This is a genomic window from Clostridium sp. UBA5712 (assembly GCF_002419845.1).
GTDB lineage: Bacteria > Bacillota > Clostridia > Clostridiales > Clostridiaceae > Clostridium_J > Clostridium_J sulfidigenes.
In genome coordinates, this window is sequence record NZ_DIGW01000014.1 from 26808 (window position 1) to 50684 (window position 23877).

Genomic DNA, 23877 nt, shown 5'->3' on the forward strand with positions numbered 1-23877 from the left:
CTTGTTCATAATTATTGTTGTACTTATAGTAAGTGGATGCAGCATAACGGAGCCCATTTAATTCCAGGAACTCTTTTTTCTCTACAACGAGCATTTATGGTGAGCCGGTAGGTAGAAAGAATTTTGCTTCCTCACCAGGGTTTGAATTTATCAAATTAAAGGAAATTAGAGGAGATTAAAGGAAATTAAAGGAGAAACATTAAAATATATAGATAAAGCTTATAATCATGATAAAATAAACATAGAAGATTATAATGAGATGACAATAATAATGGATGATATTATGAAATTAATTAAAGATAGTGGAATAGATATTGATATGCTCTATGATGTTATAGCCTTATGTGCTTTTGGAAGTTATTTATTAGCAACAGAAAATTATATACCTAATAAATCAGGGGTAGAATAGCGTTAGTTTACTATGGGGTCAGATTTATTCCATAAAATGGGAGAAAGTCTGACCCCGATTTTTAATTACATTTGGTTACCTGTTGGTTCAGATATACTCTTAAGAGCATCTTGGGCATTGTCAGAAAGAATAGGTTCAAGGGAAATATCTCCTAGTGAAACAATACCTACAAGACTATTATTTTCTACGATTGGAAGTCTACGTATCTGTTCTCTACTCATTATTTCAGCAGCATCATGAACATCCATTTCTGGGTTCCCTACAGTAGGGTTTGAAGTCATGATATTTCTCACTTTTGTTTGAGCTGAATCCTGACCTGAGGCTACAGACCTTAAAGCAATATCACGATCAGTAACAATACCATTTATCATTTTGTTACTACATACTGGTATGGAGCCAACATTATATTGTTTCATAAGTTGAGCAGCTTTTTCAATAGAATCCTCTGGGGTTAAACAAGCAACATCTTTTGACATGATTTCTTTTACTTTCATAAATTTCACCTCCATATATAGAGTAACCAATTAAATTATTATTTATTAGCTTGATATGCTGAAATTTTTGTGAAATTCATACTAGATATAGATCTATATATCAGGCTATAAAGGTCAATAAAGTCTAAAAGATTTTTAAATTAGCCTAAAAAATGCAAAATATCCTAAAAACAACCTATAAATTATAGCAAAATAGTTACAATTTTTTAATATTTATGGTAATATGATAAATAGGGGTTGACTGAATTATTAAAGTCAGACCATTCGCTAGAGAAATGAGGGGATAATTATGGGAAAAAAACTAATTTCACTTATTTTAGGCTTATCATTAACTTGTACTGTTTCGGCACCTGCCTTTGCTGCAGAATTAGAGGTAGATAAAGAAACAAAAAAAGTACAAGCTATAGAGAAACTTGAAAAGCTAAGTGATGAAACAGTGGAACTAAAGGAAAATGATGGACAAGTCTTTTTATCAGGAGAGCTTTCTGATAAAGAAGTTCCAGGCGAGGGTTCAGCAACTAAATTTTTAGAGGAAAACAAAGAGCTCTTTGGAATTGACAATACAAAAGAGGAACTAAAGGTTGTTGAAGTAAATAAAGATGACATAGGAGATACTTTTGTAAAGTTTGCACAAGTTATTGAGGGAACAGAAGTTGATAACAGCATAATAAATGTGCACTATGATAAAAACGGAGTTATAGTTAGTGTTAACGGTAACCTTGAAGAAAATAAAGAAATCACTACTCTTGGTAGTAAGGTTATTTCTCCTGAGGAAGCTATTGAAATAGCAAAAAGTCAATTTGAAATTAAAAAATTAAAAAAGACGCCAAAGGCTGAAAAGTTAGTAATAACTGAAGATGGTGTGAACTATGAAGTTTACAAGATAAATATTTTCTTTATGGAGCCTACCATAGGAAATTATGATGTTTTTGTTGAAGTAAATTCTGGTAAGGTAATTAAAATAGAAGATAAGATTAGATATAATAATCCAGTAACTGGAACAGGCATTGATGTTCTTGGAAAAACTAGAGAGTTAAATTTGAATCAATCTGGAGATCAATATCAAATGATTGATTTAACAAATAAGGGTAGCATATATACCTATGATGCAAAGAATGGCATTAGTGATGGAGATTTAGTTTCAAATACTACTGGAAAGTTTACAACTGAAGCTGATAAGTCGCCAGTTAGCGCACATCATAATGCGGGTAAGGTAATTAGCTTCTATAAAAATGTATTTCAAAGAGATAGTCTAGATAACAATGGAATGGATGTTCACTCTTTTACACACTTTGACTTGAATTATAATAATGCCTTTTGGAGTGGTGGTGTAATGATTTATGGAGATGGAGATGGAGAAGAATTTACATATCTTAGCGGAGATTTAGATGTGGTTGGCCATGAAATGACTCATGGAGTAATAGAGTATACAGCTGACCTTGCATATCATAATCAATCGGGTGCATTAAATGAATCTATGGCTGATGTGTTTGGAGTACTTATTTCAACTTATGATAAGTATAATGTTGCTAATAGAGGAACTTGGAAGTTTGACTCAGCTGATTGGGTTGTAGGAGATGATATTTATACTCCTAACATTCAAGGTGATGCTTTAAGAAGTTTAAAAGACCCTACCCTATATGGTCAACCAGCACATATGACTGAGTACTATGAGCTTGCTGATACAAAAGATGAAGATTGGGGAGGAGTTCATATTAACTCAGGGATTCCAAATAAAGCAGCATATAATATAGCTAGTAATATAGGAATGGATAAGACTGCAAGGATATATTACAGAGCATTAACTCAGTACATGCATGCGGATACTAATTTTCAACAAGCAGCATACTGCCTTGTACAAGCAGCAGCTGACTTATATGGAAAAGGATCTAATGAGATCACTGTAATAAAGAATAGTTTTGCTTCAACTGGAGTGGCATATAAAGGACAGAAACCAGTTATTTCAGGAGTTACAGCTAAGAATGTAACAGTTGGAAATGTGTTTGATACAAAAGCTGGAGTTACAGCTGCAGATCTTGAAGACGGAAGCTTAACTTCAAAAATAGCTGTTAGTGGAACCATAAATACAAATAAAGTAGGTAAATACACTTTAACTTATACAGTAACAGATAGCGATGGAAACAAGGTAAGTATACCTAGAGTTATTAATGTTGTTGCTAGAAATGTACAAATTAATGCATTAATAGGTACTGATAGATACGATACAGCAGTTAGACTAAGTAAGGGTCAATTTACAACTGCAAACACTGTAATGATAGCAAATGGTGGAGCTTTAGCAGATGGATTAGCTGCTACACCACTAGCAACCTTTAAAAAAGCACCTTTACTTTTAACAGAAGCAAGTAGTCTCCCAGAAGGAACTAAAGGTGAAATAAAGAGATTAGGTGCAAAAAATGCTATTATTGTAGGTGGAAGTGGAGTAGTTAATGACAGTGTAATAAAGGATTTAAAAGCACTAGGTGTAACTAACGTGGAGAGAATTGGTGGAAAAGATAGATATGAGACATCTTTAGAGATTGCTAAGTATATTGATAAAAATTGCTATGAAGTAAGTAAAGTAGTTATAAGTAATGGACATGGTGAAGCAGACGCTCTATCCATAGCTTCCGTAGCAGGTAGAGATAAGATGGCAATAGTTTTAGTAGAAAAGGATACAATTCCAACGAAAGTTTATAGTTGGTTACAATCAGAATCTCTACAAAATGCCTATATCATAGGTGGTACTGGGGTAGTTTCTGATAATGTACTAAGTAAGGTTAATGGAATCACTTCAGGAAATATAACAAAGAATAGATTAGGTGGCAAAGATAGATATGCAACTAATGCCATGGTTATAGATAAATTCTATGGAAGTGTTGTAAATAAAACTTATATAGCAAAAGGATATGAATTAATAGATGCTCTAGCAGCAGGTCCAGTTGCAGCCCTTAATGGATCACCAGTGGTTTTATCAGATGATGACTTAACAACAGAACAAAAAACTGTACTAGATAAGAGATTTGGAAATATAATCATAAGAACTGGTGGCGGAATTGCAGATAAAGCAGTAAATTCTTTAAAAAGTTGCATTCAACAGTAATTAAGTAATAGAGTCCAAGTATGGAGGATACTACTATTTCTTAGACTCGAATATAAAGCTGGTGTGGTATTTCACACCAGCTTTTGTTATGTGTAAATCATTAGTATGTATGCTGAGCTGTGAGGCAAAAGAAACCAGAAGTTCATGTTTAAAAATTTTATAAATTTTGTTTTTTAAACTTTAAATTTCATAATAATTGTTTGTAAGTTTTGTGCTAAATTTGATAGGTTTTCACTAGAATTTGCAATTTCTTCTATAGAGGCAACTTGTTCTTCCATGGATGCTGTTGCTTCTTCAGTTGCAGCAGCACTTTCTTCAGCAAGGGATGAAAGCTTTTCTAAAATATCTAGTATTTCATATTTTGTTTTTTCCATATTTTCTCCTGAAACATTTAACTGTTTAACTACTTTTCCAGATTCTTTCATTGATTCAGCAATTAACATATACTTATCTCTAGTATTAATTACACTACTAGCTTGTTCTTTAGATATATTAGATAGCCTTTCCATTGTATTTACAGCATTTTTAGCATTTTTTTGCAATTCATTAACCATTCCATCAATCTCTTTTGTAGAAGTTGAAGATTGTTCGGCTAATTTTCTGATTTCATCTGCTACCACTGTAAAACCTCTACCTGCTTCCCCGGCTCTTGCTGCTTCTATTGCTGCGTTTAATGCTAATAAATTAGTCTGTTCTGCTATAGAGGCAATGACATTACTTGCTTGTCCAATTTTATTAGAACTATCATTAGTTTTTAATATAACTTCATATATCTCTTTTGTTGCATCATTGCTTTCTTCTGTTATTTTTGATAGGGTATCAATGTCATTTAAACCCTCATTAACCACTTCTGTTACCTTCATTGAAGCAGTATTTAAATTTCTCACATTTTTCTGATCTTTTTCAATAATTTCTCCTAATATAGTAGCTTTTGAAGAACCTTCTTCTGTAATTAGTGATTGTTCAGAGGCTTCCATTGCTATTTCTTCTACTGTTTTTGATACTTCGTCTACAGCTATGGCTGATTGTTGTGAAGTAGCCATCAACTCCTCTGAAGCAGCAGTAACTTGTTCAGAAGAATCACTGACTTTGTCAATAATATCCCTAAGATTTTTAATTATGCCTTGTAGAGCTTGGGCTAAGGCTCCAATTTCATCATTTTTTTTAAGATAGTCTTCAGAAATATCTTCTGTAATATCTAAATTAGCTATTTTTTCTGAATGTTTTATTGTTTTTATAATAGGTTTAGTAATGGACTTACCAATTAAATATGTAATAGCAATACTAATAAATAAAATTATAGAAGTAACTATTATAATTGTTCTTTGTAGCCTAGGAATTGCAGATAAAACCTCACTCTTGTTGGCAGTAGTAATAAATATCCAATCAGTACCTTCAATAGGAGCAAATCCAGCATATAAATCATTACCTTCAAGGGAATAGGTGCTAACTCCTTTCTTATCTTTCAATGCTTTCTGAAGTAGCGTAGACATTGAGGTTAGACTTTTATCTTTTTTCATTTCTTCAGACGGATTAAACTGATTTAATACTTTTTCCCTGTCTGGATGAGCAATTATTGTTCCATTACTATTAATAATATAGCTATATCCTTCATCACCATATCCAATATCATCTATAATTTCACTTAAAGCATTTCCGTCTCTACGCCCTATTAAAGCACCTATAACTTTACCCTCTCTCTCAATAGGGGCTGCATACATTAAAACAATTTCATTGGTTACACGACTAATTAATAAGTCGGATACATTCACTTCGCCATTTAAAGCCTTTTTTACATATTCTCTATCACCTAATTGGTTAGTTGATCCATTTGAATAACGGGCAGTACCATCAGGATCAACCACAGCAATATCAAGAAAATTTAGTCCTTCTACTTGTCTTTGTAGTATAGGTTGTTGTAATGTCCAATCCATGCTCTTAATTTTGTCTAATAGAGCTATTGTTTTTAAGCACTGTTCTTGAGTCTCACTTCTACTCTCTGTTACTCGTGCTCCTTCGGCTGCTAGTGAAACTAGAGATTTTTCTGCTTCTTTTGTAAGAGCAATATTAATATTTTGCGTAGAAATCATCTCTAATGAAATTGATGATAATAAAATTAGCACAGAGAAGTAGATAACTAATTTTGTTTTAATACTTTTTATTTTAAACTTCCTTTTAAAGTTTTTTAGATTTTTCATTTTCATCCCTCCATTTAATTAATCTATAGATTTTGGTTTTAATAACTACTACTTAAGAGTAGATATTTATAACATGCTAGATGCAACATAGTGTAAATAGGTTACTTTAAAAATAAATATTGCAAAATATGTAGTTTGTATTCCAATTCATATTATAACAAATTATCCTATAAAACAACAGAATTAAAATATTTTATACAAATAATACTAATTTTTTAACTTAAACAATCAAAAAAATTAGGCTTAAGTTGTTAACTAATGAAGCTTAAACCTATAGAAATTGAAGATAGGAGTTCTAAATTTCAATATTACTTTGAAAACATACAAATATAGGATATAATATACTGGTAAGGAGGGGAATATATGAGAAAAGATAGGATACAAACCATATTATGCATAGTATTATCCGTTGCGTTAATTGCTACTTTAGCTTTAGGTATAAATAGATCTAAGAAGGAAAAAGAAAAGATTTTAGAAAGTAAGAAACTATATGAAAGCTCAATAAATCTAACATCTAAACTGGAAGAAGAGAAAAAAGAAGGTAATGTTAAGAGAGAAACCAAAGGAAGTGAAGAAAAGTTCATTTTGGAAGGAAAAACTCTACTTTCTCTTGGAGATGGAGTTTCAAAAGGAAGTACATATCAAGAAAAGGTAAAAACTCTTTTGAATTTAAAAAGTGTAACAAATAACTCTAATAATGGCTTAGTTATGAGTAGTATGCTTAACTTAATTAATGGAGAAGCCCTCAAGGATATAGATATTATAATTATTATGGTAGGTACTAATGACTACACTAAAGGAAGAGCTCTAGGAACTAAAGATGATGGGGGAGAAGTTGAATCTTTTTACGGAGATGTGCAAGCGGTTATAAATACAACACAAAAGGCTAAGCCTGAGGCAAAACTTGTATTTTTAACTCCATTAAAGCATGGATATATTGAAGGACAGCCAAGCTATCCTGATAAAAACAATATTGATCTTGGTCTAGAGGATTACTCCATGGCAATTAAAGAAGTATGTAATAAAAATTCTATACCAGTAATAGACTTATTTAATGAAAGTGGCATAGAAGCAGAAAACATAGCTGATTATACTGTAGATAATATGAATCTAAATGAAGCTGGAAATGAAAAAGTAGCCAAGACTATCAGCGAAGGTTTAAAGGAGATATTTAAGTAGGATATACTAAAGTGGATACACATAGTAGATATGCTAAAGTAGATATGCATAATAATATTGTAGTTTTGTGATATAGATGAAAATTCTTAGAAATGACAAAAGTTAATCAATGCAGAAACCATTAAATTTTGGTTTCAAATGATTAACTTGTCATGAATAAGAATTTTCAATAGGAATTATTTAAATTGCTTATTATTTTGAAAGTATTTATACACATAAAGAATTAAGTGAGGACCTTAGCTTGTTAAGAGCTACGGTTCTTCTTTTTGCTGCTGTTGAATAGTTAAGGTTTCTGGATTTTGAATAATCTTTTAGGTTGCCTTCACAATTTATGTATATGAAGGTTATTAGATCTCTTAAGTTATCTTGGAGGTTGTCCACTTCTCTTTTTATAAGTTTATACATTTCTTTTTCTATAAAACTATCTTCAGTTGATGCATCAGCTATTAAAGTATCCTCTATTCTAAGGTTAGTTTCAATTGGAGCTTCGATGGTTTGTACTTCATTATCTTTTGCTCTTTGCCTTATTAGGTAATTAAAGTTATTTTTTATTGCATAGGATATATAAGCTGTAAAATTGCCTTTTTCCGGAGTGTATTTTTCAAGGCAACGCATTAAGGTTATGTTTCCCATTTGAATTAAGTCTTCCATTTCATAGCCTCGGACATGAACCTTTGAAGCTTCTTTAATTATTAGGTATTTGTATTCATTAATCAATTCTTCCATTGCACTTTGGTCTTTATTTTTTGCTTTTAATATAAGATTCTTTAAATTGGAATAATCCATAGATATAACCCCCTAAAATACTTTAATAATATATATGCATTTTTTTGAAAAAGTGGAAATATAACTGATAAAAAAATTTTAACACAAACATTAGTTTGTGTAAATATACAATTGAGATATTTGGATAAAAAATATCTGAACAAAATATTTGAATAAAAATATCTGGATTAAAATTTTAATTTTATATTTATATGTTTTCTTATAATATATAGTGAAAGAGGAACAATATATATAAGGGAAATATACAAGGGAGAAATATACAGGATATTGATATACTGTATTAGTTGATAATTAAAACAGAATAATATATATTATCAAAAGATAAGAGATTTAAATGGTTTGAATATATTCTTTCTGTATTATAAAAAAATTTTAAAATAATGCAGAATATCTTGCAATAGATAATAATTGTTTGTTAATATGTAAGTATGGAAGATAATATGAATGCGGAGGTAATGAAATGGAACCTTTAAAATTAACTAATTCAGTTCATTGGGTTGGGGTTAATAATCCTGAACTTAGAGTATTTGACATAATAATGGAAACAAAAATGGGAACTACATATAATTCCTATTTAATTGAAGATGAAAAAATCACTATTGTTGACACAGTTAAGGATGGATACTTTGAACAATATTTAAAGAATATTAAATCTATTATTGGTGATAAAAAAATAGATTATATTGTAGTTCAGCATACAGAACTTGATCATAGTGGTTCATTAAAGGAACTATTAAAGGAATATCCAGAAGCTCAGGTTGTTGGATCAAAGGCTGCAGTAAGATATCTTAGAGGAATTATAAACATGGAATTTAAGTCTATAGATGCTTCAGGAGAGCTATCTATAGGAAAGAAGACATTAAGATTCGTAAATGCACCAAATCTTCATTGGCCTGACAGTATATTTACTTACTTAGCAGATGAAAAGATATTATTTACATGTGATTTTATGGGATGTCACTATTCACCAAGTGGGTGCATTACTGATAGTTGTTCTGGAAACTATGAAACTGAAATGAAGTATTATTTTGATGTTATCATGGGACCTTTCAAAAAATTTATTAATACGGCCCTTGATAAGATTGAAAATATAGAAACTGAAATTATTGCTCCTAGCCATGGTCCAATTCATATTGATGATAGAGAGTATTATAAAAATTTATATAAAACTTGGGCTAAGGAAGCTGCTATTGAAGAAAAAAACATCCAAATATTCTATGTTTCTGCCTATGGAAATACAGAAAAGGTTGCAAATCATTTAAAGGATGCCATTGAAAAAAGAGGAATTAAGGCTGGAGTTCATGAAATTACAACTACACCTTTAGAGGAACTTGTATCTCTTGTAGAAAAGTCAAGTGGTATATTAGTAGGTTCTCCTACTATAAATCAAGATGCAGTGGAGCCAGCTTGGAATTTACTTGCTCATGTTAGTGCTATTGTAAATAGAGGTAAAATTGCTGGAGCTTTTGGATCTTATGGTTGGAGTGGAGAAAGTGTGCCTATGCTTTCAGAGAGATTAAAGAGCCTTAAATTTAATGTAATTGATCCAGGTTTTAAATTTAACTTTGTACCAAGTGAAGAAGAACTTAAGCTAGCAGATGAATTTGCTGATAACTTCCTTGGAATGTTAAAATAAATTTAGTATATAATAATAGATTATGGTATATTATTAAGGTATGAGATATAATATAAAAAATGTTATATTCCATACCTTTTTTCATAGCCAATACTAATTACAAACTTAATAATATGTTTACATGAAAGATTTTATTAGGGAATAGGCTATAGAGAGAAAATATGGTAAAATGTAAGAAAGCTGATAAATTTCATTGCATTTTTATAGGAGTGATTATATTGAAGTGGTTAAATAAATTAGAGAGAAAATATGGCAGGGATGCCATTAGTGGATTGATGAAATACATTGTAGCAGCTAATTTGGCTGTATTTTTATTAGAGGTTATAAATCCAGGGTTAGAGGCAAACCTAATGTTAATACCTCAGGCAGTAATGGCAGGTCAAGTGTGGAGGTTAGTTACCTTTATTTTAATTCCACCAGCAACTAGTGCCTTTTGGATACTCTTTACCCTTTATTTCTATTATATTATAGGTATGGGGTTAGAACAGGCTTGGGGAAGCTTTAAATTTAATATATATTATTTAGTAGGGATGATTGCTACCATAATTGTATCTTTAATTGGAGGTAGTCCTGCTACAGGGGTATTTATAAATCTAACTTTATTTTTAGCCTTTGCATCCATATATCCTAACCATGAAGTTTTACTATTTTTCATTTTACCAGTTAAAGTTAAGTATTTAGGAATTTTAAATGCAGTGCTTTTGGCACAACAGTTTATAATGGGTGGAGTTGGAATAAAACTCATGATCCTTGCATCCTTAGCTAACTACTTTATTTTCTTTGGAAAAGACTTTATAGAGTTATTTAAAACTAAGAAGAAAGTTAAGAGGAATAAGGAAAAATTTAAAGTCATAGAGATGAAAGATTATGTACGTCATAGATGTACTGTATGTGGAATAACTGAAAGAGATGACCCTAATATGGAGTTTAGATATTGTTCAAAATGTAGTGGACATAAGGAATATTGCATGAATCACTTGAAAAATCATGAACATATTAATGATTAGTAGTGTATACCATGACTATTTGTTAAAAAATTAAGGGATCCATCAGAATTAAATGCTAACTATTAAGGTTAGTTAAATTTTGATGTATTCCTTTTTTATTCCATGACTACCAGCTCTAGTATTCCCATCTTATTTAAAGGTGGAGGAAAGAGCTTCTATATCCTAGGATAAGGATTTCTATATATGAAGGAGGAAAATTTATGAGATATGAAGGTGCAGTTTATAGACCACCTAGTGAAGGAAGAAGTTTAATAGTTCAAGCTACCATTGGTTGTTCTCACAACAAATGTAGTTTTTGTAATATGTATAAGGCAAAGCAGTTTAGAATGAGGGATTTAGAAGAAGTAATTGAGGATTTAGTTTGGGCTAGGGAGAGGTATGGATATATAGAAAAAATATTTATAGCTGATGGTGATGCTCTTATTATGCCTACAGAAAGACTTATTACAATTTTGGATAAAATTAAAGAATTATTTTCAGAATGTAAAAGCATTACTGTATATGCTAGTCCCAAGTCTATTTTACTTAAAACTCCAGAAGAACTAAAGCTTTTAAAAAGTAAGGGTTTGGAAATGGTATATCTAGGTATAGAAAGCGGAGATGATGAGGTTCTGCTTAAAGTGAATAAGGGAGCAACCTCAAAGGAACTTATTGAGGCTGGAAGAAAAATTAAGGATAGTGGAATAAAACTATCTTGCACTCTAATAAGTGGCTTAGGTGGGTTAGAAAACTGGAAAAATCATGCTTTAAACTCAGCAAAGGTTATTAATGCCATAAATCCAGATTATCTAGGCCTTTTAACTCTTATGACTCCTGAAGATGCACCTATATATGAAGAAATAAAAAGAGGAGCTCTTATGCTTTTAAATCCTAGGGAAGTAATGGAGGAGGTTTATCACCTTGTTAAAGAACTAGATCTTACAAACTGCATATTTAGAAGCAATCATGCATCAAACTATGCACCACTAGCTGCAGTATTAGGTAAAGAAAAGGAAAGATTACTTTCAGATATAGAAGGTTTTTTAGCAGGACAAAATAACTTTAAACCAGAATATTTTAGAGGGCTTTAATAATATTGAAATAAAGCCCTCCCTTTGATATAATTAGGATGTTAAAAAACTTTAAAACCTAATGGAGAAGGTTAGCACATAATGTAAACCATTACCTAATTTCAACAGAGCCTAAATATTAATGTACTATTTAAATTAAAGAGCTGTTTAAATTAAAAACAGTCTATTAAGGAAGGATGTTAATAATGAAAAATACATACATAAATATTCTTAAGAGAGAAGTTATACCAGCCTTAGGATGTACAGAGCCCATAGCTCTAGCCCTTGCAACGGCGAAATGTAGTCAAGCTTTAGGAGGAGTTCCAGATAGGGTTACGGTTCTTGTTAGCTGTAATATTCTAAAAAATGGTATGGGAGTAGGAATACCTGGTACAGGAATGGTTGGTTTAAATATTGCAGCAGCCCTTGGAGCTATTGGTGGCAATGCAGAGGCAGGATTAGAGGTTTTAAAGGATGTTACTAAGTCAGATATTGATAAATCAAAGGAATATTTAGCAGAGGGCAAGGTTACAATAGACCTTACTAAAGCGCCGGAAAAACTTTATGTAGAGGTTATTGGACATAAGGGCCATGATAGCTCTTCTGTAATAATTAAAAATAAACATAACAATATAGTTTTAATTACTAGAAATGAAGAGATATTGTTTGAAATCGAAGAGGTTAAAACTGTAGCTACAGAGGATAATGGAGACGAGGAACAGTTATCTGTTAAAGATATATATGAATTCATAAAAACTGTACCCTATGAGGATATAGAGTTCTTAATGGAAGGTATAGAAATGAATCGTAGAGTTTCAGAGGCTGGAAGAAAAGAAGAATATGGACTTAAAGCAGGAAAAATTTTATTAGATGGAAAGAACAGTAAAATGTTTGCAGATTCACTTCAAACCTATGCCATGGGATTAACTGCTGCAGGCGTTGATGCTAGAATGGATGGATGTACACTGCCAGTAATGAGTACAGCAGGTAGTGGAAACCAAGGATTAACAGCTACTTTACCTGTAATTGCAGCGGCAGAAAAACTAGGAGTTAGTGATGATACTTTAGTTAGAGCCGTAGCCCTTAGTGATCTTATAACTATTCATGTAAAAAGCTTTATAGGAAGACTTTCAGCTCTATGTGGATGTGGAGTTGCAGCTTCAATTGGAGCTAGTTGTGCCATTGTTTATATGCTAGGAGGAGAACTATGTGCTATAAATAAAGCTATAAAAAATATGGTGGCAGACGTTTCTGGTATGGTATGTGATGGAGCAAAGCCAGGATGTGCTCTAAAAATTTCTACAGCAGTAGGTACATCAGTGCTATGTGCAGCCCTTGCATTGGAAGGGGTAGAAGTATCATCTCATGATGGAATTGTTCATGAGGATGTGGAGAGAACTATAAAGAATATGGCAGATTTAGGGGTAGTTGGAATGGCTGATGCAGACAGAGTTATCCTTAATTTGATGATGTGTAAGTAAAAAGGATGAATTTTTAACTTGTAAGGGATAAATTTTTAACTCGTAATAGTTGACAGTATGGTTTAAATTATCTATAATTTTATAGGAAATTAAGTTTTGTAAAACTAAATAGAAGTGTAATTTTTAAAATTATACAAGTGCTGAAGCAAACCACTTTGATAACCTTCAAAGTGGTATTTTTTTTTGCCGGAAAGGAGAATATCTATGACTAAGAAAACTTTAAAAGAATTATTTTATGATAAGAAATTTTATAAGATGGTATTATTTCTAGCTTTACCAATTATATTGCAGAATCTAATAGCATCCTCAGTAAATATGCTAGATACTTTGATGATAGGAAAAGTTGGAGAAGTTGAGTTAGCAGCAGTAGGTATTGCTAATCAATTTTATTTTATATTTAGCTTATTTATAATGGGAATAAGTTCAGGATGTGCAGTTTTTATAGCTCAACTTTGGGGGAAGAGAGATAAAAATAATATACAGAAGGTTTTAGGTATAGGAATTATAAGTAGTGTTCTTATAACCAGTGTTTTTAATTTAGTAGGAGTATTATTTCCAGAGAAAATAATTTCAATTTTCAACATAGATCCTCAAGTTATTAAGATAGGGGCTAGCTATTTAAAAATAGTTTGTTTTAGTTATATCTTTACAGCTATATCTTTTAACTATGCAGCTGCTTTAAGGAGTGTAGAAAATACTGTACTTCCAATGCTAGCTAGTTTTTTAGGGTTAGTTGTAAATGGAGTTCTTAATACTGTCCTTATATTTGGTTTATTAGGTTTTCCAGCAATGGGAGTTAGGGGGGCAGCTATTGCCACCATAATAGCTAGAGGTTCAGAATGTGCACTTTTAGTTTTATATACCTATACTTCTAAGAATATTTTAGCTGCCAAAGCTAAAGATTTATTTAATATTACAAGAGAGCTGACTAAAAGTGTATTTGTAACTATGATACCAGTGCTTTTAAATGAAGCTTGTTGGGGGTTGGGGAACCTAACCTATGCAGTAATTTATGGAAGAATAGGAACTCAAGCTACGGCATCTATACAAATATGTACAACCATCTTTAATCTATTTATGATTATAACCTTTGGACTTGCCAATGTGGCGGTGGTAGTTATAGGTAAGGAAATTGGAGCTGGAAGAGAAAAGCGAGGATTACTTTATGCTAGAAGACTATGTGTAATTTCTTTGATTACAGGAGTTATATTAGCTGTAGTTTTAGCTATAACTTCACCAATAGTTTTAACTGTGTTTAAAGTTTCTGAGGAAGTGCTAAGAAATTCTTTAAGGATTCTATATGTATACTCTGCTCTAATGCCTCTTAGAGTATTTACAGTAATTTTGGTAGTTGGAATCTTAAGAGGAGGCGGTGATGCTAAATATGGTGCTATTGTACAGGGTATAACTCTATGGGGCATCGGAATCCCATTATCTTTTGTGGCAGCTTTTATATTACATCTACCAATATATTTGGTGGTTTCAGTTACTGCAGCAGAGGAAATTGTAAAATGTATTATTGTAGTTAGAAGATATAGAAGTAACAAGTGGATAAATAATATAGTAAATCAAGTTTCTAAGGAAAGTGTAGAAATAGTTATATAATTCTTTGTGTATCGGTATGTGTTGCTTAGCAATTATCATACCGATTTTTTTAGTGAACTGTTGTCAGCCGAAAAAAATTTATATATAATTTATTATAAGGGAATTATTTGAAAATTATTTAAATAAAATATTTTGGGTGGGGTATATTATGACATATAAAGAAATGAATTTAAAAATGCGAGATGGAAAAGAGATTTATTTATACAAATGGGAGCTAGATGAAGGTGTTAAACCTAAGGGAGTTATACAACTTATTCATGGTATGGCTGAATATGGTAGCAGATATGATAGATTTGCAAAGGAATTGGTTAAGGATGGTTTTATAGTTTATGCTGATGACCATAGAGGCCATGGGAAATCTGCAGAAAGCCTAAGTGCTTTAGGATATATTAGCGATAATGATGGATTCCATGACATGGTTCATGATCAACGTGAAATAAATAATTTTATAAAAGAAGAAAACCCATCACTAGATATTTATATTTTTAGTCACAGTATGGGGTCTTTCATAGCACAAAGGTATATGGAGATATATGGAGACACTGTTAAGGGTGTAATTTTATCTGGAACTGGTGGTAAACCTAATACTTCAATGAATATGGGAATATTTTTGTCAAAGGTTATAATGAATCTTAGGGGTAGAAGATCTAGTGGAAAGTTAATGGATGATTTAGGCTTTGGAAATTACAATAAGCTAGTAGAAAATCAAAAAACTAAATATGATTGGTTAAGTAGGGACGAGGAGGAAGTAGAAAAATATATTCTAGACCCCTATTGTGGAGGAGTGTTTCCGGTATCCTTTTTCTATGATTTTTTAAAGGGAATGAAGGCAATACATAAAAAGGACAATCTTGCTAGCATACCAAAGAACTTATCTATAACCATGTTTAGTGGTGATAAGGACCCAGTAGGAAACTATGGCAAGGGAATATTATCTCTAGTTGATACTTTTAAAAGTTTAGGTATTAAAAATTTAAGTTATAAACTATATGAAGGTGGAAGACATGAAATATTAAATGAAATAAATAGGGATATGGTTACAGAAGATATTAAGGCGTGTTTAAATAGCTGGGTTAAAGGGGATAATTAGATTAGTAGGATTATCTCTAGTTTGACATATTAATCATTACAATATAGAATAGATAGAGTTGTAGTTATTTGAATTTACTATGGTTTGCAAGTGTTGTTTATGAGAAAATTATAGGAAGTTTTGCCATTGTAAAACAAATGACTTCTTATGGAAAGATGTTACTTAATTTGGAGGAATGATTATGTCAAAAACCATAGAATATAAAGATCTAACTGGAGACTATGTCCTTGTTGATGTGAGAAGTACAGGAGAATTTAATGAGGCTACTATTAACGGTGCAGTAAGTATTCCTCTTTTTAATGATGAAGAAAGAGCAATTATTGGAACCATATATACTAGAAAAAGTACTGAGGAAGCAAAGAGATTAGGGGTAGAGACAGTATCTAAAAAACTACCTTATATATATGATAAAATTCATGAGCTTGAAAAACAACATAAAAATGTAGTATTATTTTGTGCTAGAGGTGGCATGAGAAGTGCATCTATTACAGATCTTTTAGGTGCCCTTGGCATGAGAGTTAGCAGAATAAAGGATGGTTATAAAGGCTATAGAGCCTTCATAAATGAGGAGTTGCCTAAGGTTAATGAAAAAGTTACCTATATAGTACTTCATGGTAATACGGGAGTTGGAAAAACTGAGATTTTAAAAAAACTTAGAGCTGATGGATATGATGTATTGGATTTAGAAGGATGTGCTAATCATAGAGGCTCCATATTAGGTGCTGTAGGCCTTGGAGATGGTACTAGCCAAAAGCAGTTTGAATCTAATATCTATGAGGAATTAAAGGCTGTTAAGGGTAAATATGTATTCATTGAAGCAGAAAGTAGAAGGATAGGAAGGGTTTTAATTCCGGAATATATACATTCTGATATGAAAAGGGGACTTCACATATTTGTAGATGCTCCAATAGATTTTAGAAGTAAGATAATAATTGATGAATACACTAAAAATAATAGCTGTAATGAAGAAATTTGTGATGCACTAAGAAGATTAAAGAAACACATCAGTGAAAAAAACATAGAAATATATTGTGATATGGTTAATAATGATCAGTATGAAGAAGTGGTTAAGGAACTTATGGTAAGGTACTATGACCCACTATATACTCACAGCTCTGATAAGTATGAATATGACAAAAAGCTTATGATAAACTCCATAGATGAAGGAGTAGAAGAATTAAAAAGCTTTATAGATAATTTAAAATGTGAAGAATAAAATATGTATATTAAGTAAAGCTTATAATTAATGTTTATGAGACTTTTGTAAAATAAACTAATCTAAATAAACCTTAAGCACGTACTAATATTATTCCCTAACAATAATATTAAAGCACATGCTATATATTCCATATAAGATTAGTAATATATTTTACGAAAACATAGCAGAACAGTAATTATAGGCTTTTTCATGTAAAATTTTAATATTTACTATATTTTAAATAAGGAACTTTGCGGTTCATTAAAGGGATAGAATTTTATTCAAGTAATTAGAAAAATAATAAAAAAATACCGCAAAAATAAGAACGTTTGTTTTGGAATTTCAAGAAAAAACTTTACTCCTTTGGAATAAAGTTATACAATAACAAATGTAACTCAACTTTTAAGGAGGGATAATATGGCGCAAAAGGAGAATAATAGAGGTACTTATGAAGTTACAGATCTCACATCTCTTGAAAAATTAGAGCCAGTAAGGGTTAGGCCTGGAATGTACATTGGCTCAACGGGTACTAAGGGTCTGCACCATTGTATATGGGAAATACTAGATAACTCTATTGATGAAGTTGCCAATGGATTTGGAGACAGGATAATAGTTACTTTAAGTAAGGATAAAACCGTTACTATAGAAGATAATGGAAGAGGAATACCTACAGGAATACATCCTGTTAAAAATAAATCTGGGGTGGAGATGGTTTATACAGAACTTCACACAGGAGGTAAATTCAATAATAATAACTATAAGACCTCAGGAGGACTTCATGGAGTTGGAGCTGCTGTTGTAAATGCTCTGTCTAAGTGGTTAGAGGTAGAAGTTAAACAAAAAGGAAATATTTATCTGCAAAAATTTCACTATGGATATGACAAAGAACTTAAAAGGGACATGCCGGGAACCCCAGCTACACCTTTGAAGATTGTAGGAAAGTCTAATGAAACTGGTACTAAAGTAACTTTTTTAGCAGATGGTGAAGTTTTCGGAAATGTAGATTATAAGTTTGAAATAATTGATGAAAGATTAAAGGAGCTATCCTTTCAAAATAAAGGGATTACCTTAATTCTAAGAGATGCAAGGAAAGATGATGTTGTAGAAAAAGTATATCATTCAGAGAGAGGCCTTTTAGACTTTATAGATTATTTAAATGAAAGTAAAACCGTCCTTCACAAAGAGCCAATAATTTTCCAAGGAGAAAGAGAAATTAATGGACTTATGGTATCGGGAGAAATATGCATACAGTTTACAGATTCTACGGCAGAGCATATTGCTAGCTATGTAAATAATATTCCCACAAAGGAAGCTGGTACTCATGAAACAGGATTTAAGACTGGTATGACTAGAGCCTTTAAAGAAGGTAGTAAGAAGTTAAATCTTTTAAAGGAAAAGGATAAGGACTTTGAAGGGGACGATATTAGAGAAGGTATGACTGCTATTGTAAAGGTAAGAATTACCAATCCAGTCTTTGAGGGTCAAACTAAAACTAAGCTAGGAAATGTTGAAGCTTATTCTGCAATGAATGACCTTGCTTATACTAAGCTAGGTGAATGGATAGAGGATAACAAAGAACTAGCTACTGTAATTATTAATAATGCCATTTCAGCTGCAGCTAGAAGAGAGAAAATTAAGAAAATAAATGAGGCAGAGAAGAAAAAGATAGGAAATGGTACTGCACCACTGGCAGGAAAAATAGCTGTCTGTACTTTAAAAGACAGAGAATTTACTGAGTTTATAGTGGTGGAGGGAGATTCTGCGGGAGGTTCTGCAAAACAAGCAAGGGATAGAAGATTCCAAACCATAATGCCTTCTAAGGGTAAGATTATGAATACGGAAAAACAAAAATTAGAAAATGTTCTTGCTAGTGAAGAGCTTAGAATCTTTAATACTGCTATAGGAACTGGAGTTTTAGAAAACTTTAAACCAGAGGAATTAAAGTATGGAAAGATAATTATACTAAGTGATGCCGATGTGGATGGATATCATATCAGAACCCTTTGGATGACTTATGTTTATAGATATATGAGACAACTTATTCAAAATGGAAATTTATTTATTGCATTACCACCTCTTTATAAGGTTTATAAAATCACTAAAAATGGTGAGGTTAGTAAGTACGTTTATAATGATGAAGAGCTAGATAAGGCTAAGAAGGAAATTGGTAAGGGTGCATTGATTCAAAGGTACAAAGGGTTAGGAGAGATGAATGCAGACCAACTTTGGGATACTACATTAAATCCGGCTACTAGAACTCTTCAAAGGGTTACCATTGAGGATGCTGCTAAGGCTGAAAAGATGATTTCCTTGTTCATGGGAGATGTGGTAGAGCCAAGAAGAAACTATATGTACAATCACGGTGAATTTTAGGAGGTGTTACAATGGCAAAGAAAAAAGAACCAATTCCAATAGATAATAATATTATAGATGTTTCTATAGATGAGGCTATGCCAGAGAACTATCTTCCCTATGCTGTAGAAGTATCAAAGGATAGAGCTCTTCCAGACGTAAGGGATGGACTAAAGCCTGTTCATAGAAGAATTTTATATGGAGCTTATATGCTTAAGGCATTCCCAGATAAGCCATATTATAAGTCTGCCAGAATAGTAGGAGATATTCTAGGTAAGTACCATCCCCATGGAGATACATCAGTTTATGATGCCATGGTAATTTTATCTCAGGATTTTACTACAAGAAAGCCCCTTATAGATGGTCATGGAAACTGGGGATCTATAGATGGAGATAGTGCAGCTGCCATGCGTTATACAGAAGCTAGACTATCTGGCATTGCTTTAGAAATGCTTAAAGATATTGATAAAGATGTAGTTGATATGATGGATAACTACTCTGATACAGAAAAGGAACCTACAGTTTTACCTGCAAAATATCCAAACCTCTTAGTTAATGGAGCCTTTGGTATTGCTGTAGGATTGGCTACCAATATTCCACCCCATAACTTAGGAGAGGTTATTGATGGAGCCATTGCCTATGCAGATAATGAGGAAATAACCACTAGAGAACTTATGGAATACATAAAGGGACCGGATTTACCTACTGGTGGAATATTAATGGGAAAGGATTCTTTAGTGGCTGCCTATGAAACTGGGGAAGGAAAAGTGGTTTTAAGAGCTAAAACTCATTTTGAAACCTTGGAAAGTGGTAGACTTGGTCTTGTTATTTCAGAGTTTCCTTATAGAAAAAATAAGGCTAAGCTTCTTCAAGCCATATCTGATTTAACAGGGGATAAAAAGCACAGCAAAGCAGTGGAAGCCATTGCGGATATTAGAGATGAATCTGATAGAAATGGTATTAGAGCCGTTGTAGAATTTAAGAAAAACACTACAGAGGAAACGGCGGATAGAGTCCTTAAATATCTATTTAAGAGAACGGAGCTTCAATGTAATATATCCTTTAACATGGTGGCTTTAGCTGGTGGAAAGCCTAGGACCATGGGACTTAGGACTATAATTAAATACTATATAGAACATCAAAAGGAAGTTATTACAAGAAGAACAAAAAGAGAGCTAGAAATAGCAGAAAAGAGATTCCATATTGTAGAAGGCTTTATTAAAGCTATTGGAATCATGGATGAAATAATTAAAACTATTAGGGCATCTAAATCTAAAAAGGATGCAGGAGAAAATTTAATAAGCAAATTTGGATTTACTAACCCTCAAGCAGAAGCTATTTTAGAGTTGATGCTTTATAGACTTACAGGTCTTGAAATTAAGATATTCCAAAAGGAACATAAGGAATTAGAGACTAAGATTAGGGGACTTAAGAAGGTATTAAGTAGTGAAAAGGAGCTTATTAAAGTTATTAAAAAGGAGCTTCTAGAGGTTAAGGAAAAATATGATGACCCAAGGAGAACTACTATTTTAGAAGATGATAGTGATGCTAATATTCAATTAGAAGAACTTATAGTAGAGGAAGATGTGGTAGTAACCATGTCTAAGGATGGATATGTTAAGAGAACTGCTTTAAAATCCTTTATTAGAACAACACAAAATACTGAGGATATAGAATATAGAGAAGGAGACTTTAATAGATTCTTCTTTGAATGTAATACCAGAGATACCCTATGTATCTTTACAAATCAGGGAAATATGTATCAATGTAAGGTTGCAAATTTAATTGAGTTTAAGTGGAGAGATAAGGGTGAGAGAATTCAAGGATTTATTAGAACTCTAGATTTAGATAAGGAACTCATAGTAAATGCCTTTGTAGTACAGGATTTCTCTATTACTAGGGATGTGCTTCTTATGACCTCTAGAGGTCTTATCAAGAAAACTGAACTTAGCAAGTTTATTACTAATAATTCAAGACTTCAAGGTATTAAGCTTAAAAAGGATGAAGAATTGATAAGTGCTGAATTAGTGGATAAAGATAGAGAAGAAAGATTTATTGAAATAACTACTGCTAAGGGATTAAACTTCATTGCACAGGAGCCTAAGGTTGAGCCAGTGGATAGAGGTATAGTTGGAAAACCTATAGTTAATTTAACCCATGGAGATAGTATAACTCAGTGTAGTTATGTAGATGAATTTAATTATAAAGAGTTCTATATAACTGTTAATAAAAAGGGGATCTTAAGAACTTCCAGTAGAAGAAGCGGAGAACCGGTTATAACTACATCAAACTCTAACGGTGAGTTATTCCTATTTACAGCTGGTGGAGAGTTATTTAAAATGTCAGCCTTAATGATACAAAACATAGATAAAAAAGGTATTGAACTGGAAAAGCTATTTGAAGGTTATAATTCTAAGGATCCAGTGATCGCAATAATATCTGTGGATAATGAAGGAAGCTCTAAAGAAAATTTCTACTTCTTTACTGAAAAAGGTGTAGTAAAGAAAACTAGTATAGAAGAATTCGCTGGTGAGTTTACTAATATCTCAGCATATAAATTTAAGACTCCGGAGGATAAGCTAATTAAAGTAGAAGTTGAAGCTGACAAAGGAGAAGGGTTACTCTTCACAAGAAAGGGTATGTGCCTTAAATTTGATTTAGAAGCTATAAATGTCATGGGGAAAAATGCTACTGGAGTTATGGGAATTAGCTTAAAGGATGATGATAAAGTTATCTTTGCAAAAGCAAGAAGCGGTGCTATTTCAAATAAAAATAATGAATTATGCGTAGATTTATTTGAAGAAAACCTGAAAATAACTACCCAAAATGGTCAAGAGAACATAGTGGATTTAGGAGCCTTACCAATTCAAAATAGAGCTGGTAGAGGTAAAAATGTCATTGTATTTATGGATGATGACTTTATAGAAAAGGTAGAGCTAATTAAGTAATAGAAGTAAAGTGGGGGTAGCATGGATAAGATATTTTTAAAACATGGAGTTAGGTTGCTTTATGAAAGAGTTCCAGGAAATATAACTTCTTTTACCATAGGGTTAGAAGCAGGAGCTAATAGTGAACATTCTAATAATCTGGGCATTGCCCATGTTGTAGAACACATGGTATTTAAGGGTACCCATAGTAAAAGCGAGAAGGAAATCAATGAGATATGCAATGAGTACCTAGGATTTCATAATGCTATGACTAATTATCCCTATGTAGTTTATTATGGAAGCTCCTTAAAGGAAGATTTTAAAAATGCCTTTAATATATATTTTGATATAGTATTTAATCCGGCCTTTAGAGAAGAAGGTTTTAAGGAAGAAATGGCAGTTATCATAGAGGAACTTAAGGAGTGGAGTGATGATGTAGTTCAGCACTGTGAAGATTTTTTATTCTATGAAACCTTTGAAAAAAGAAGAATAAAGGAGTTAATCATAGGTAGAGAAGAAACTATAAAGGCTCTAACCTTAGAAGAGATAAGGGAGTACCATGAGAAGTTTTACATCCTAGATAACTGTGTAGTTTCTGTAGTAACTTCTTTAGACCTAAGTGAGGTTATTGAAATTATTGAAGGTGAAATAGCATCCTTGAATAAGACAAAACCTTTATTAACGCATAACACCTGTGAAATAGAAGTCCTGGAAGGGGTAAAATCATCCTTCACCCAAAGGAGCTCTGAAAGAGTTTCATCAAGGGAAAGTCAAGAAGAAAAGACTTTTTCCCTTTACGAGAATCCCAAGGCTGGAGTGTATATTGAAGAGAATCTCTCAATTAATGGATGCAAGGTTCAATATATATTTCCCATTCATAACCTAAGTGAAAGGGAAGTTACCTTACTTCAATTATTTAATGAATATTTTGCAGGGGGCACTAGCTCATTGCTCTATGATGAAATCAGAACTAAGAGAGGTTTAGTATATGATATTCAAGGAAAGGTTAAAGGAGAAAAGGGCATAAAACTATATACCATAACTTTATCTACATCTAAGGAAAATATTGATTTGGTTAGAGAGATAATTAAAGAAAACATTGATAAAGTAAAAGCTTTAAAGGGCATATTTACTGAAGATTTCTTTAAAAAATATATAAAGAGTCAAAATTTAAAGAGAATGTTAGCTCTAGAGAAATCCATAGTTTTATCTATGCACCTAGCTGTCTATGAAATAATGCACAGTGGTGGAGAATTACTTTTAAATGAGTTTTATAACCTAAGTAATTGCACAGAAGAAGAAATCCTTAGTGTAATAGATAAGGTATTTATTAAGGAAACAATAGGAATCATAAGGAATTAAAGGT

Annotated in this window: 16 protein-coding genes; 13 read left to right on the plus strand and 3 right to left on the minus strand. The window is 32.0% G+C overall.

Features of this window, described 5'->3' with window-relative positions:
- Positions 1-283 precede the first annotated feature (283 nt).
- Positions 284-409: a hypothetical protein gene (locus tag B3B03_RS11120; RefSeq protein ID WP_346847830.1), complete on the plus strand. Its 126-nt coding sequence runs from the start codon at positions 284-286 to the stop codon at positions 407-409.
- Between the two features lie 65 nt (positions 410-474).
- Here the strand turns inward: B3B03_RS11120 and B3B03_RS11125 are convergent, their stop codons facing one another.
- Positions 475-903, minus strand: a complete 429-nt coding sequence (locus tag B3B03_RS11125; RefSeq protein ID WP_035129150.1) for a CBS domain-containing protein — start codon at positions 901-903, stop codon at positions 475-477.
- A gap of 289 nt (positions 904-1192) precedes the next feature.
- Here B3B03_RS11125 and B3B03_RS11130 point away from each other — a divergent pair, with 289 nt between their 5' ends.
- Positions 1193-4003 carry a M4 family metallopeptidase gene (locus B3B03_RS11130; RefSeq protein ID WP_346877333.1) on the plus strand — a complete coding sequence of 937 codons (2811 nt, stop codon included), beginning with the start codon at positions 1193-1195 and terminating at the stop codon, positions 4001-4003.
- A gap of 173 nt (positions 4004-4176) precedes the next feature.
- On the opposite strand, the gene B3B03_RS11135 is transcribed toward B3B03_RS11130, so the two are convergent.
- A complete protein-coding gene (locus tag B3B03_RS11135) occupies positions 4177-6201 on the minus strand; it encodes a methyl-accepting chemotaxis protein (protein ID WP_346877334.1) in 2025 nt (674 codons plus the stop codon).
- 363 nt (positions 6202-6564) lie between these two features.
- Here B3B03_RS11135 and B3B03_RS11140 point away from each other — a divergent pair, with 363 nt between their 5' ends.
- Positions 6565-7380 carry an SGNH/GDSL hydrolase family protein gene (locus tag B3B03_RS11140; protein ID WP_346877335.1) on the plus strand — a complete coding sequence of 272 codons (816 nt, stop codon included), beginning with the start codon at positions 6565-6567 and terminating at the stop codon, positions 7378-7380.
- Between the two features lie 207 nt (positions 7381-7587).
- Here the strand turns inward: B3B03_RS11140 and B3B03_RS11145 are convergent, their stop codons facing one another.
- Entirely contained in the window at positions 7588-8166 is a 579-nt protein-coding gene (locus tag B3B03_RS11145) for a sigma-70 family RNA polymerase sigma factor (RefSeq protein WP_346877336.1), read from the minus strand.
- Positions 8167-8626: 460 nt separating this feature from the next.
- Here B3B03_RS11145 and B3B03_RS11150 point away from each other — a divergent pair, with 460 nt between their 5' ends.
- The 10 genes from B3B03_RS11150 to B3B03_RS11195 all read left to right on the plus strand — a co-directional run bounded on the left by B3B03_RS11150 (position 8627) and on the right by B3B03_RS11195 (position 23873).
- Positions 8627-9802, plus strand: a complete 1176-nt coding sequence (locus B3B03_RS11150; protein ID WP_346877337.1) for an FprA family A-type flavoprotein — start codon at positions 8627-8629, stop codon at positions 9800-9802.
- Between the two features lie 209 nt (positions 9803-10011).
- The gene (locus tag B3B03_RS11155; protein WP_414632835.1) at positions 10012-10809 is read left to right on the plus strand and encodes a rhomboid family intramembrane serine protease; all 798 of its coding nucleotides are present in this window, start codon (positions 10012-10014) and stop codon (positions 10807-10809) included.
- Between the two features lie 200 nt (positions 10810-11009).
- The gene (locus B3B03_RS11160; protein ID WP_346877339.1) at positions 11010-11879 is read left to right on the plus strand and encodes a radical SAM protein; all 870 of its coding nucleotides are present in this window, start codon (positions 11010-11012) and stop codon (positions 11877-11879) included.
- A gap of 185 nt (positions 11880-12064) precedes the next feature.
- Complete coding sequence (locus tag B3B03_RS11165; RefSeq protein WP_346847838.1) at positions 12065-13339, plus strand: serine dehydratase subunit alpha family protein; 1275 nt, start codon at positions 12065-12067, stop codon at positions 13337-13339.
- A gap of 204 nt (positions 13340-13543) precedes the next feature.
- Positions 13544-14944 carry an MATE family efflux transporter gene (locus B3B03_RS11170; protein ID WP_346877340.1) on the plus strand — a complete coding sequence of 467 codons (1401 nt, stop codon included), beginning with the start codon at positions 13544-13546 and terminating at the stop codon, positions 14942-14944.
- A 148-nt stretch (positions 14945-15092) separates the two neighbouring features.
- The gene (locus B3B03_RS11175) at positions 15093-16034 is read left to right on the plus strand and encodes an alpha/beta hydrolase (RefSeq protein WP_346847840.1); all 942 of its coding nucleotides are present in this window, start codon (positions 15093-15095) and stop codon (positions 16032-16034) included.
- A gap of 181 nt (positions 16035-16215) precedes the next feature.
- The gene (gene mnmH / locus B3B03_RS11180; protein ID WP_035129166.1) at positions 16216-17250 is read left to right on the plus strand and encodes a tRNA 2-selenouridine(34) synthase MnmH; all 1035 of its coding nucleotides are present in this window, start codon (positions 16216-16218) and stop codon (positions 17248-17250) included.
- Positions 17251-17649: 399 nt separating this feature from the next.
- On the plus strand, positions 17650-19605 hold the full coding sequence (locus B3B03_RS11185; protein ID WP_346877341.1) for a DNA topoisomerase IV subunit B: 1956 nt from the start codon (positions 17650-17652) through the stop codon (positions 19603-19605).
- 11 nt (positions 19606-19616) lie between these two features.
- Positions 19617-22532 (plus strand): DNA topoisomerase IV subunit A, encoded by a 2916-nt coding sequence (locus B3B03_RS11190; protein ID WP_346877342.1) that lies wholly within the window; start codon positions 19617-19619, stop codon positions 22530-22532.
- 21 nt (positions 22533-22553) lie between these two features.
- On the plus strand, positions 22554-23873 hold the full coding sequence (locus tag B3B03_RS11195; RefSeq protein WP_346877343.1) for a pitrilysin family protein: 1320 nt from the start codon (positions 22554-22556) through the stop codon (positions 23871-23873).
- Positions 23874-23877 lie beyond the last annotated feature (4 nt).